13 protein-coding genes are annotated in these 12,075 nt (G+C 35.9%); all 13 read right to left on the reverse strand.

Annotated elements, in window-relative coordinates; genetic code table 11:
- Positions 1-40: 40 nt before the first annotated feature.
- The 13 genes from ACFSUL_RS12585 to ACFSUL_RS12645 all read right to left on the reverse strand — a co-directional run bounded on the left by ACFSUL_RS12585 (position 41) and on the right by ACFSUL_RS12645 (position 12,058).
- Positions 41-721 carry a metal-dependent hydrolase gene (locus tag ACFSUL_RS12585; RefSeq protein ID WP_377935909.1) on the reverse strand — a complete coding sequence of 227 codons (681 nt, stop codon included), beginning with the start codon at positions 719-721 and terminating at the stop codon, positions 41-43.
- A 155-nt stretch (positions 722-876) separates the two neighbouring features.
- Positions 877-1,998, reverse strand: a complete 1,122-nt coding sequence (gene ald / locus ACFSUL_RS12590; protein WP_377935911.1) for an alanine dehydrogenase — start codon at positions 1,996-1,998, stop codon at positions 877-879.
- A gap of 258 nt (positions 1,999-2,256) precedes the next feature.
- Positions 2,257-2,412, reverse strand: coding sequence for a hypothetical protein (locus ACFSUL_RS12595; protein ID WP_377935913.1), 156 nt, complete (start codon positions 2,410-2,412; stop codon positions 2,257-2,259).
- A gap of 288 nt (positions 2,413-2,700) precedes the next feature.
- The gene (argH, locus tag ACFSUL_RS12600) at positions 2,701-4,089 is read right to left on the reverse strand and encodes an argininosuccinate lyase (protein ID WP_377935915.1); all 1,389 of its coding nucleotides are present in this window, start codon (positions 4,087-4,089) and stop codon (positions 2,701-2,703) included.
- Entirely contained in the window at positions 4,086-5,291 is a 1,206-nt protein-coding gene (locus ACFSUL_RS12605) for an argininosuccinate synthase (protein ID WP_377935917.1), read from the reverse strand. Before ACFSUL_RS12605 ends, argH begins: the two co-directional genes overlap by 4 nt.
- A gap of 192 nt (positions 5,292-5,483) precedes the next feature.
- A complete protein-coding gene (locus ACFSUL_RS12610; RefSeq protein WP_071411058.1) occupies positions 5,484-6,320 on the reverse strand; it encodes an EcsC family protein in 837 nt (278 codons plus the stop codon).
- A 215-nt stretch (positions 6,321-6,535) separates the two neighbouring features.
- Entirely contained in the window at positions 6,536-6,736 is a 201-nt protein-coding gene (locus ACFSUL_RS12615; RefSeq protein ID WP_071411057.1) for a cold-shock protein, read from the reverse strand.
- A gap of 261 nt (positions 6,737-6,997) precedes the next feature.
- Positions 6,998-8,188, reverse strand: a complete 1,191-nt coding sequence (locus ACFSUL_RS12620) for an acetate kinase (RefSeq protein WP_377935920.1) — start codon at positions 8,186-8,188, stop codon at positions 6,998-7,000.
- 234 nt (positions 8,189-8,422) lie between these two features.
- A complete protein-coding gene (locus ACFSUL_RS12625) occupies positions 8,423-9,409 on the reverse strand; it encodes a class I SAM-dependent methyltransferase (protein WP_377935922.1) in 987 nt (328 codons plus the stop codon).
- Between the two features lie 118 nt (positions 9,410-9,527).
- Complete coding sequence (gene tpx, locus ACFSUL_RS12630) at positions 9,528-10,025, reverse strand: thiol peroxidase (RefSeq protein ID WP_377935924.1); 498 nt, start codon at positions 10,023-10,025, stop codon at positions 9,528-9,530.
- A 142-nt stretch (positions 10,026-10,167) separates the two neighbouring features.
- On the reverse strand, positions 10,168-10,659 hold the full coding sequence (gene ytfJ / locus ACFSUL_RS12635) for a GerW family sporulation protein (RefSeq protein WP_377935926.1): 492 nt from the start codon (positions 10,657-10,659) through the stop codon (positions 10,168-10,170).
- A gap of 69 nt (positions 10,660-10,728) precedes the next feature.
- The gene (locus ACFSUL_RS12640) at positions 10,729-11,478 is read right to left on the reverse strand and encodes a DUF2953 domain-containing protein (protein ID WP_377935928.1); all 750 of its coding nucleotides are present in this window, start codon (positions 11,476-11,478) and stop codon (positions 10,729-10,731) included.
- 13 nt (positions 11,479-11,491) lie between these two features.
- On the reverse strand, positions 11,492-12,058 hold the full coding sequence (locus ACFSUL_RS12645; RefSeq protein ID WP_377935930.1) for an RDD family protein: 567 nt from the start codon (positions 12,056-12,058) through the stop codon (positions 11,492-11,494).
- Positions 12,059-12,075 lie beyond the last annotated feature (17 nt).

Here is a 12,075-nt window from a genome sequence, read left to right on the forward strand (position 1 = left end):
AACCTAATTGATTTCGCCTTCTCCTTATCAAAATACTCACTTAATACTCTAATATATCTCCGGCCTTCATTACCTTGCCTTCCTGCCCATCAAGAAGGTCAATAAACTTCTGTGGATCTTGTTTAATCGGTGGGAATGTATTGTAATGAATCGGCACAACTTTTTTTGCTTTCAAAAAGCTTGCAGCAACCGCTGCATCTTCAGGGCCCATTGTAAAGTTATCGCCGATTGGTAGAAACGCTACGTCAATTGGATGTCTTTCACCAATTAACTTCATATCGGAGAATAATCCGGTATCACCCGCATGAAAAATTGTTTTTCCTTCTAACATTAATAGAACTCCTGCTGGCATACCCATATAGATGATCTCTTTATCATCCGTTACAAAGCCTGACCCATGATAAGCTTGTGTAAATTTCACCTTTCCAAAATCAAACTCATATGCTCCGCCAATATGCATTGGATGCGTATCGATATCTTGCCAACTTAAATAAGTGGCCAATTCATTAGGAGCAATAACTAAGGAATTGTTTTTCTTCGCAAGCTCTACTGTATCCCCAACATGATCATTATGACCATGTGTTAGAACAATTACATCCGGTTTTTCATTTTCAACCTTTAGGTCAGTAAGTCCATTTCCATTAATAAATGGGTCAATCAATATCGTCTTTCCTTTTGTCTCAATCTTTACAACAGAATGACCGTGATAAGAAATTTTCATTATATCTCCTCCAAATTAATAGTCCTTTTAAATGTTCGATATCCAACCACTAAATACCTTTCTAATTAGTACTTGTATACCACATTTGTTAATTAGTTAAAAGTAAAAAAACAGAAAAAACCCGCTCTAGTAAGAACGGGTTTTCCTATAATCAATTATTGTTGTTCTAGAAGTGTTTTCGTATCAGAATAGTCAAGTTGATGTGCTTCTGCAACTGCTTTATATGTTACATAGCCATTCAACGTATTAATTCCTTTTAATAGTGCTTCATTGTCTAGACAAGCTTCTTTATAGCCTTTATTTGCAATTTGCACTGCATACGGTACCGTTACGTTCGTAAGTGCAATAGTAGAAGTTCTTGGAACAGCACCAGGCATATTTGCAACAGCATAATGGACAACACCATGTTTCACATACGTTGGATCATCATGTGTTGTAATACGGTCAGATGTTTCAATAATTCCACCTTGGTCAATGGCAATATCAACAACAACAGAACCAGGAGTCATTGATTTAATCATATCTTCTGTTACAAGTTTAGGTGCTTTTGCTCCAGGAATTAGAACAGCACCAATTACTAAATCAGAGTTTTTAACAGCTTCTTCGATATTTAAAGGATTTGACATTAATGTTGTTACATCACTACCAAAAATGTCATCAAGCTGACGAAGACGCTCTGGATTAAGGTCAAGAATTGTTACATTGGCCCCTAGCCCTATGGCCATTTTTGCCGCGTTTGTACCAGCTACGCCACCGCCGATTATTGTAACGCGACTGCGCGCAACTCCTGGAACTCCTGAAAGAAGGATTCCTTTTCCACCGTGGATTTTTTCAAGGAATTGAGCACCAATTTGTGTAGACATTCTTCCAGCAACTTCACTCATCGGTGTTAACAATGGCAGAGAACGGTTTGGTAATTCAACTGTTTCATAAGCGATAGCTACCACTTTATTATCGATAAGTGCTTTTGTTAATTCAGGCTCTGGTGCTAAGTGTAAATACGTAAATAAAATTAATCCTTCTCTAAAGTAAGAATACTCGCTTGGAAGTGGCTCTTTGACTTTCATTACCATGTCCATTGACCATGCTTCAGAAGCCTCACCTACAATTTTCCCGCCTGCATTAATATAATCTTCATCTGTAAAAGCGGACCCAAGACCTGCACCTGTTTCTATATAAACTTCATGCCCGAATTGGACAAGGCTAACAACCCCAGCTGGTGTCATTGCTACACGATTTTCGTTGTTTTTTATTTCTTTCGGTATTCCAATACGCATAATAAAAGCGACCTCCTATTTCCCTTTTCCAAAGAGTAATGTTCTTTTAAATACATTAACCTTACAACATGGTGAAATGATTTTATGTAAGCATTTACATTCTAACAAAAGTTTGTAAGAATTTCTCTATTCTTTTTTAAAAATATAAAAGTTTATTTATTCTATTTTTTGAAAATATTCCACTTAGTCAAAAGTTTATTTTACAAGTAAACAAAATAGGAGGGATACCTGGACTAGTCCAGGTATCCCTCCTATTTTTTACTCATATTGATTTTCTTGATCTTCATATGGATTGTAGCTTCCATCAGGTGAATCGATAACACCGCTAGAGTAAGCACCCATTATTTGATTACTTACTTGTTGTGATGCTTGTTCATCATAATCATATTTATGTTCGAAATTTTTCCTTTTCATTAAACTTTCTCCTCTCTATTAGTATGATATTGGTTATTTTTTGATATTTCGCCAAAATTATTAGTGGAAATATCTAGTATGAATACAGATGGATTTAGTGAGTATTGTAAATACTGTTTATTTATTTGGCTCTTTTCTCATAGGTTGTTGTTTTTACTTATAAATTCTGCCCGTTGATTCCCGTTAAACAACAACTTTGACGAAAACACCCTAATACAAAAAGGGATATCCGTTAAGGCTTTTCATTGCCTTAACGGATATCCCTTTTATAGTTAACAAGTAGTCCCATTACTTTTGAAGAGATAATTCTACTTTACCTTTTGCCTTCTCTATCTGGTATTTTACTTGTTGAAATCCCGTTCCACCATAAGAATTTCTTCTTTCAACAGCAGAGGTTGGGGCAAGTATATCATATACATCATCCTCAATTACTGGTGATGCATCTTTGTAAACATGTAGCGGGAGGTCTTTCAAGAACATATTATTTTGTATACAGTGCAATACGAGTTTTCCGACTATTTCATGGGCCTGTCGGAAGGGAATATTGCGAACAGCTAAATAATCTGCAAGCTCTGTAGCATTGGAAAAGTCCTCACCTACTGCTTTTTTCATATTTTCTTTTTTAACCTTCATTGTTTTAACCATACCAATAAATATCTTTAAAGAGCCAACAACCGTTTTAACTGTGTCAAACATGCCTTCTTTATCTTCTTGCATATCTTTATTGTAAGCAAGAGGCAGCCCTTTCAATACAGTTAATAGGGAAGTAAGGTGCCCGTTTACTCTCCCTGTTTTGCCTCTGACAAGCTCCGCCATATCCGGATTTTTCTTTTGGGGCATTATACTACTTCCAGTTGTAAAAGCATCATCAAGTTCAATAAATTGAAATTCCTCTGTTGACCATAAAATAAATTCCTCTGCTAAACGAGATAAATGAGTCATTACAATTGAACTACTACTTAAAAATTCCAAAATGAAGTCTCTGTCACTTACTGCATCAAGACTATTTTCATAAACGGAGTTGAATCCAAGTAATTCCGCAGAAAAATTGCGATCAATAGGGAAAGTCGTACCTGCCAGTGCCCCCGCTCCTAATGGAGAAATATCAATTCTTTTCAAACCATCTTTCATACGTTCCTTATCACGTTCAAGCATCCAAAAATAAGCAAGTAAATGATGAGCAAATGAGATTGGCTGTGCTCTTTGTAAATGGGTGTAGCCAGGAATAATTGTTTCAATATTTTCCTCTGCTTGATGAAGAAGTTTTTGCTGCAGTTCATCAAGCAAATCAATAATTTCAGCTGTTCTACGCTTCAAGTACAGGTGCATATCTGTCGCAATTTGATCATTTCTGCTTCTTCCTGTATGAAGTTTTCCTCCCGTATCACCAATTTTATCGATTAACATTTTTTCGATATTAAGATGAATATCTTCATACTCAACCGAGTACTGCAAGCTACCATTCTCAGCTTCTATATACAACTCCTGTAAACCGGAAAGGATTTTCTTTGCATCTACCTCGTTAAGAATCTCGCACTTTTGTAGCATTTTCACATGTGCAATACTGCCTTCGATGTCTTCTAGCACTAGTTCCTGATCAAAGGATATTGAAGCATTAAATTCATCTACCCATTCTTCCGGTTTTTTTTCAAATCTTCCCCCCCAAAGCTTACTCATAAAGAAATTTTCTCCTTTTCCCCTATCATTGAAGCTACTTTTGTTGGGAGACCCCAAACTTTAATAAAGCCAACAGCAGATTCATGATCATATTCATCTTCTTTTGTATAAGTAGCGAGCTTCTCATTATATAACGAATTTGGTGACTTTCTTCCTTCCACAATACAATGGCCTTTAAACAGTTTCACACGTACCGTTCCATTAACAAATTTTTGTGTTTCTTGTAAAAACGCATCGAGTCCCTTTTTTAAAGGAGAAAACCATAATCCTTCATAGATTAATTCTGTCATTTTCTTTTCAACAACTGGTTTAAAATGCGCAACTTCTTTCACCAATGTAATATCTTCTAATTCTTTATGTGCTTTTAACAGTGTCATTGCTCCCGGACATTCATACACTTCACGTGACTTAATACCAACTAAACGATTTTCTACATGATCGATTCGTCCAACACCATGCTTTCCAGCTAATACATTTAACTGCGCAATCAGCTCACCAAGATTATACTTGTTTCCATCTAGTGCAACTGGGACGCCTTCAACAAATTCAATCTCAATCGTATCGGCCGTATCTGGTGAATCTTCAATACTTGATGTTAAGTCATATGCGTCTTCTGGAGGTGCAATCCAAGGGTTTTCTAATATTCCACATTCATTGCTTCTTCCCCATAAATTTTGGTCGATAGAATAAGGAGAATCTAATTTAATCGGAACCGGAATTCCCTTTTCTTTTGCATACTCAATTTCCTCTTCACGTGACCATTGCCAATCACGAACAGGTGCGATAACTTTTAATGACGGATTTAAAGCAGCAATAGAAACTTCAAATCGAACTTGGTCATTCCCTTTCCCTGTACAGCCGTGAGCAACAGCCTGTGCATTTTCCTTTTCAGCAACCTCTACAAGTTTCTTTGCGATTAAAGGACGAGAAAGTGCAGAAACTAGTGGATATTTGCCTTCATAAAGAGCGTGACTTTGAAGTGCAATGAGAGCATAGTCATTGGCAAATTCTTCTTTTGCATCAATGACATAGCTTTTACTTGCTCCAACCTTTAATGCTTTTGCTTGAACAAAATCAAGATCTTTTCCTTCGCCTACATCTAAACAGCATGCAATTACTTCATACCCCTGATCTTTCAACCACTGAATAGCTACTGATGTGTCTAATCCACCTGAATATGCTAGAACAACCTTTTTCTCCATGTAAAACCCTCCACTTATATTAATTCTGACAACTGAATATTTATTCTGTTTATAGTTATGTATATTATCAGTAACTGTGATTTTTTTCAATACTTATTCATAAAAATGTATAAAAATTATCAATGTAATATCAACCACATCTTATTATATAAAAAAATGGCTGATTTCTTTTTTAGAAATCAGCCATTTTTATTAATTTTGTCTTTTCTCTTTTAGATACCTATATTGATAAAATTTCTCGGCAAAGTCTGTAATTTTTCTTGATAGTTGGTAATTGACGCCAGCTCCAATTGCCATACTTAATAAAGGAACCCCAGACCATTTTTTCCCTTTAAACATTGTAATTGCCAGTCCTTTAAAACAATGTTTAAGCGGACCTTCAAGCCAAGTATAATCCGTTAATTGCTCGGACCCTTCATAGAAAAAATCTGACTCTTTCTTTTCTATATCCTCCATTAATTCTGCCCATGCATATGATTTTAAACGTGATGGTAACGTAGCTGCATGGAATACTTTTAGTGAGGTCATCATTTCAAAAGGTGCCTGTACATTAAACCCATACGTGAGAGCAATTAATTGTACAGACCTTAAGTTTATTATTGCAAGAGCAGGCAAATCAGAACCTAAAGCAATTGCTCCACCTGTTCCCGTTATTCCCCCTTGACATAGAGAATATATCCGGTGACGCCCTGCATGCTGTTCGGCTATGTAATGAAGTTGATCTATATTTAATATTTGTAAATCTTCAATAGTATCAATATCTTTCGAAAATGCCCTAGCCGTTACTAAAATCCTTTCCCGCGCATCATTTTGCATTTGAGACCCTTGAATAAGCGAGTGGATTTGAAATAACCATCCGTCTAGTCGTTTGAAAAATTCTTCTTGTAAATGTTCGGGAATGGATGAAAAGGCATAATCTAACCATTTCACATATGTATTCTCTATGTCATTTGCTTCATAATTAAACAAGTCTTGCTTCCAATTCTCGATGTTTTCCCAAACTTGCTTGTCACGTTTAGACCAACTCAAGTGCTACAACTCCTTCAATTGCAAATAGTAACTAAAGTATATCATACATTCCCTAGATGATTATATTTTGAAAGTGCATTAATTTGAAAATTCCAAAAATAAAACAAACACCAATCTGCATTTATCTTATTTACTTTTCAATCAGGTTTGTAAGTATGATAAAAGATTATACAAAAAAGACCCCATAACTGGAGTCTTTTTTATTCTATATAGAATTACGCTTTTTGAACGTTTGCTGCTTGGTCTCCACGTTGACCTTGCTCAACGTCAAAAGTAACTTTTTGACCTTCGTCTAAAGTTTTGAAACCTTCGCCTTGAATAGCTGAGAAATGAACAAATACATCGTCTCCGCCTTCGCGCTCGATGAATCCGAAACCTTTTTCTGCGTTAAACCATTTTACTGTACCTTCTAACATTTTGTTTCCTCCTAGTGTGCAAACACATAATATAATACTATCCTTGCTCATTTTGATATTCAGGCGAAAAGCTTCTAACTTGTTCCTTCCTTACATACCGAACAAAAATAATTCTTCTTTATACTAACAGGAAACCTTAAAATAAGCAAATTTATATTTTAGTTAGTTCTTTGCAAAAGAAAAACAAGCCCCATAAGTAACTAGTCACTTACGGGGCTTGTCGATCTTATATCCAATTATTTCTTAATGTAAATCCTGAACTTATATCCCAGCTTTTTCTACAACATCACGAGCAATCATTACTTCCTCGTTTGTTGGGATAATCATTACTTTTACTGGAGAGTGCGGATAATTGACAAACGTTTCTTCTCCACGAACTTTGTTGCGTGCTGGGTCCCAATAAACACCCATGAATTCAAGACCTTCTAATACTTTTTCACGGATAAGGGTACTGTTTTCACCGATACCAGCTGTAAATACGATTGCATCAACGCCATTCATACGAGAAGCATAAGAACCAATATATTTATGAATACGGTTCGCAAAAACTTCTAATGCTAACTCTGCACGTTCATTTCCTTCATTTGCTTGTTCCTCTATGTCACGAAGGTCACTTGAAAAACCAGAAACTGCAAGCATACCTGATTTTTTGTTCAGTATATTTAGTACTTCTTCTGCTGAAGAACCTGTTTTCTCCATAATAAATGGAATTAAAGCAGGATCAATATTACCAGAGCGAGTCCCCATTGTTACACCAGCTAAAGGAGTGAATCCCATTGATGTATCAATAGATTTTCCTCCTTCAATAGCCGCAATACTTGCTCCGTTACCTAAATGGCAAGAAATAAGGCGAACTTGCTCTTCCGGACGGCCAAGCATTTCTGCTGCTCTTTGTGAAACATATTTATGTGAAGTACCATGGAAACCGTATTTACGAATTCCAAATTTTTCATAGTACTCATACGGTAAGCTATATAAGAAAGAGCTTTCTGGCATTGATTGATGGAAAGCTGTATCAAAGACTGCAACAGCCGGTACATTTGGCAACACATTTTGAAATGCTTTGATTCCCGTAATATTAGCTGGATTATGCAAAGGTGCCAAATCTGATAGTTCACTGATTTTGTCTAACACATCGTCCGTAATAACAGCTGAATCGTCAAAGACTTCTCCGCCGTGTACAACACGATGACCGATTCCTTCGATCTCATCTAATGATTTAATAATTCCAAAGCTTGTTAGCTTTTCTAATAGCATTTTAACCGCTACTTCATGGTCAGGAATATCTGTTATCTCTTCCTTTTTTTCACCATTGACAGAAATAGTAAAGATTCCGTCATTTAATCCGATACGTTCTACTAATCCTTTGGTAATTACTGTTTCTTCTGGCATTTCAAAAAGTTGAAACTTCAAAGAAGAACTTCCAGCATTAATCGCTATAATTTTAGACACAGTTATCGCTCCTTTATTTCGTGGATCCTGTTATTCTCTTCTATTTTGTTCAGTAAGTACTAATATAATTACTACATCTAAATAAACTCTCAATTTCACATTTAATCACTGACTAATTATTATTTCAAGAAAAAGCTTGAAATGACATCGTTTTCATGATAAAGTAAATATTTTCGCAAAATTATAGATATTCTACCAATAAAAAAGATCAACCCGAAAGTTGATCTAAAGAGTTTACTTATTTTGTTTAATCCAACCATCTATCTTTGCAAGTATATCTTCCACCGCACTTTGTTTCATTAAGCTTGGCAAAGTGGCAAGCAAAATTTCTTTCGGCGGCTTAATTCCTTCTTTTTTCTTTTGCAATATGAGGATACTTTTTCCTGCCTTTTCATTTTTAAACAATGACGTTGGTAGCTGTAGCATCCCTTGTATGTGTACTTCCTTATGTAAATATTCATGGAGTTGTTGTGACTGCGTCGATTCAAACAATCCATTGGGAACAATAAAGAATAAATAGCCTCCACCTTTCGTATGTTTTATACTTTGCTCTATAAATAGATGATGTGCAAAAGAGTGACCTTCTTTTGCTTGAAGCTCATAATCCTGTGCTCTAACATCATTAGGGTAATATCCTATTGGTAAATCACTTAGAACTAAATCCACCGGATCAATAAATAACGGTTCTAATGAATCTTGGTTAAATAATTCTAGTTGGTGTTTTTGAAGGTTCGCCCCTACATAAGCAAGCTTAATTAACACCTCGTCTATTTCAACTCCAATAGAATGTACATTGCTGTTAGCCATTTGATTCAGCACAGTTGTAAGTAAATTACCGGTTCCGATAGCTGGATCCAAAACTGTTAGTTGTTTTTCCGTTGTAATAAATTTGTTCACTAAGAAACTAATGAATAATCCTAGTGAATCTGGAGTCATTTGATGATTCGGTTGAACGTTCTCTTTCATACCTTTTAAAATAGCAAATTGAAATGCTTTACGAATCGTTTCATTTGGTTGCTCACCAATGTTTGCTTCCTCATAACTTTTTTGAAGTCTTTTCTTAGTAACTTCGCTTACCTCATCCTGCAAAATATCATCTTGAAATAAATTTTCGCCCGTTTCTGCTACTGCTTCTAAGTATGTACAAGATAATTCTTCTTGGAGTATGGTAGCTGTTTCATCAATTATATAAAAAATTGTTTCTACTGGAGAATTCATCATTACATTTCATTCCTTTATTTTTTTTCATTCTTCTATTTTATCGTGCAATACGGTAAATGTAAAAAATAAGGCTGACCGAGGCGGTCAGCCTTATTTTTTATTATTCTCTATTAACTTACTAGGCGTTCTTTACCGCTTCAATAGCCGCATCATAATCAGGATGATTTGTTGCTTCACTAACATATTCTACATATGTTACTTTATCATTGCTATCGACAACAAATACAGCACGTGCAAGCAAACGCATCTCTTGGATATGAACTCCGTACGCTTCACCAAAAGATAGGTCACGGTGGTCAGAAAGTGTTTGTACATTTTCAATTCCATTAGCACCACACCAACGCTTCTGCGCAAAAGGTAAATCAACCGAAATGGTTAATACCTCTACATTATCCAGTTTTCCAGCTGTTTCATTAAACTTTCTCGTTTGTGCATCACAAACGCCTGTATCAATAGAAGGAACGACACTAATTAAACGAACTTTCCCTTTAGAATCATTTAATGTTACTTCAGATAAATCATTTGCGAGTACAGTAAAATCAGGTGCCTGGTCTCCAACCTTTACTTCATTCCCTAATAAGGTAACTGGGTTTTGTTTAAACGTAATGTTAGCCATTAATTTGTTCCTCCTCAAATAATTTATGTACAATTTTATACTACAGAATATAGGAATAATAAATCAAATAAAAAGATCCTGCTTTTCCAAATTGACAAAGAAACAGACGTTCAGTTTCTATCCACCGAACGCCTCTTTAAACCTAGAAATCTGAGTTTTGCTTAGGTTGTGATTGTTGTTGTGATTGTTGCGATTGATTAGAGCCTCCACTTCCTCCACCAGATTTATTCTTCATCATTGATTGAATTTTATCAATGGCACCAGGAGCAAGATCTAACAGTCGATCAAGTAAGTGTGTACCCTCATCAAGATGCAACATTTTCACTCCAGACGAGTTTACTATTAAAAATGCAATGGGAGTAATCGATACCCCTCCACCACTACCGCCACCAAATGGCTGTTTACTGGAAGAGTTTCCATCTCCACCACTCTCTCCTTTGCCACCTTGCCCTTTTCCACCTAGTTTAAACTCACTTCCACCTGCTGCGAACCCAAATCCTACTTTTGAAACGGTAAGAATGACACTTCCATCTGGAGTTTCAACGGGATCCCCAATAATTGTGTTTACATCAATCATTTCCTTAAGATTTTCCATTGCCGTAGTCATGAGTCCTTCAATAGGATGTTCTGACATATGTAGTCCTCCTTTGAATTCTGATGTGAGAAAGAACTCGGGAATCTAAACTCCCTATTATCTAACAAGTTATACAGAGTGCTTCTCGTCGGAGAAAATGCTAAGCGGCTTTGTTTTAAAATCCGCTCTCCCTCTCCAATAACGAAGTAATTTAATTCCTACTAGGATAGCATTCCCTAACCTGAATTGGATAATACATGAAAAACTCGTTTGAATAATCGGCCTTTGAAAGGAGGGAATGACGTTTAAATCAGGCATTTTTTGCAATCGCATATAATTGCTAATAACACCAATCAAACTACCTTTTGCTGCCCATATAGCACCTGATAATGTTCCTGTTGTCGCTGCATCGCCCGACCCTATTAATGTGTGCCAATGGACATTATCAATTATTACTTTGCTTAAAAAATGTTTAATAATTCGATGCATTTCTCTCACGTGTACTAGAAGTTCTTTTGCATCATGGATGGTTTTTAGGAAATCATTCGGAGTTACTTTCTTCGTAGATTTCTTTTGTTTCGATTTATCCTCTTTCTCTCCCATTTGTTTATCTTCTTCAAAAACGATATTTGGGCCATCTTCATCAAGTTTCATGTACGGAATATCGAGTGTATACTTAATTAACCCGTGCCAAGCCCTAAATTTAATCGTAAAATGATCATTGTCATTTCCATGGTAAAGGGAAAGCGTTATCGTGAGCTTTGTAATAGAAACAATCAAAAATAATGCAATGATAACAGTAAATATAATTATTATGAGCCAAAGCCAAACCCCCATATTATCACGACCCTTCAACCTTCCATTATGGTCATGTGACAAAAAAATAAACCTGCTACGAAGCAGGTTTAAATTGTACTCGTTTTTTCTCTTGAACAACTGTTGTGTCAGCAAACAAATCATGAATTCCTTGTTTTTTGTTTGTGAAGGCTACAACAATATATAAAATCAACACCGTTGCAGAAATGAATCTGCCAATTAACTCACGGAATAGAACGGTTCCCCATGAGGGCTTACTTCCATTCAATTCAATCACTTTAAGCCCAAGAATCATTTTTCCTATTGTTTGGCTAAAATACTTTGTCATCAGAATAAAGTAGCCGTAAAAGATAACTGCATCCATTATCGCGATTGGAGCGAACATAGAAGTATCGACTAAAGAAACATCCATTGCTCTAAAAATAGGGTTAATGAGCAGTCTGGTGACACTTCCTACCACAATGATATCTATTAAATACGCCCAAAACCTCATCCAAAATCCTGCTAGAAAGAAAGAAGAAGATCCAGTACCTCTGTCTTGTGAACTTTTTTCTATAGACGCAGCATCGTTCTCCGAATGATTGACTGTTACTGTTCTACTATCTTCACTTTGAAAAGATTTCTCACTTTGTTCTTCGCTCATCTGTTCCACCACCCTTT

The sequence above is a fragment of the Bacillus seohaeanensis genome (assembly GCF_042684945.1).
GTDB classification, from domain to species: domain Bacteria; phylum Bacillota; class Bacilli; order Bacillales; family Bacillaceae_B; genus Rossellomorea; species Rossellomorea seohaeanensis.

Excerpts from the sequence above, each read along its gene's own strand:
- ACFSUL_RS12585 (WP_377935909.1), bottom strand. The coding sequence starts at position 721 with ATGAAAATTTCTTATCACGGTCATTCTGTTGTAAAGATTGAGACAAAA.
- ald (WP_377935911.1), bottom strand. The coding sequence starts at position 1,998 with ATGCGTATTGGAATACCGAAAGAAATAAAAAACAACGAAAATCGTGTA.
- ACFSUL_RS12595 (WP_377935913.1), bottom strand. The coding sequence starts at position 2,412 with ATGAAAAGGAAAAATTTCGAACATAAATATGATTATGATGAACAAGCA.
- argH (WP_377935915.1), bottom strand. The coding sequence starts at position 4,089 with ATGAGTAAGCTTTGGGGGGGAAGATTTGAAAAAAAACCGGAAGAATGG.
- ACFSUL_RS12605 (WP_377935917.1), bottom strand. The coding sequence starts at position 5,291 with ATGGAGAAAAAGGTTGTTCTAGCATATTCAGGTGGATTAGACACATCA.
- ACFSUL_RS12615 (WP_071411057.1), bottom strand. The coding sequence starts at position 6,736 with ATGTTAGAAGGTACAGTAAAATGGTTTAACGCAGAAAAAGGTTTCGGA.
- ACFSUL_RS12625 (WP_377935922.1), bottom strand. The coding sequence starts at position 9,409 with ATGATGAATTCTCCAGTAGAAACAATTTTTTATATAATTGATGAAACA.
- tpx (WP_377935924.1), bottom strand. The coding sequence starts at position 10,025 with ATGGCTAACATTACGTTTAAACAAAACCCAGTTACCTTATTAGGGAAT.
- ytfJ (WP_377935926.1), bottom strand. The coding sequence starts at position 10,659 with ATGTCAGAACATCCTATTGAAGGACTCATGACTACGGCAATGGAAAAT.
- ACFSUL_RS12645 (WP_377935930.1), bottom strand. The coding sequence starts at position 12,058 with ATGAGCGAAGAACAAAGTGAGAAATCTTTTCAAAGTGAAGATAGTAGA.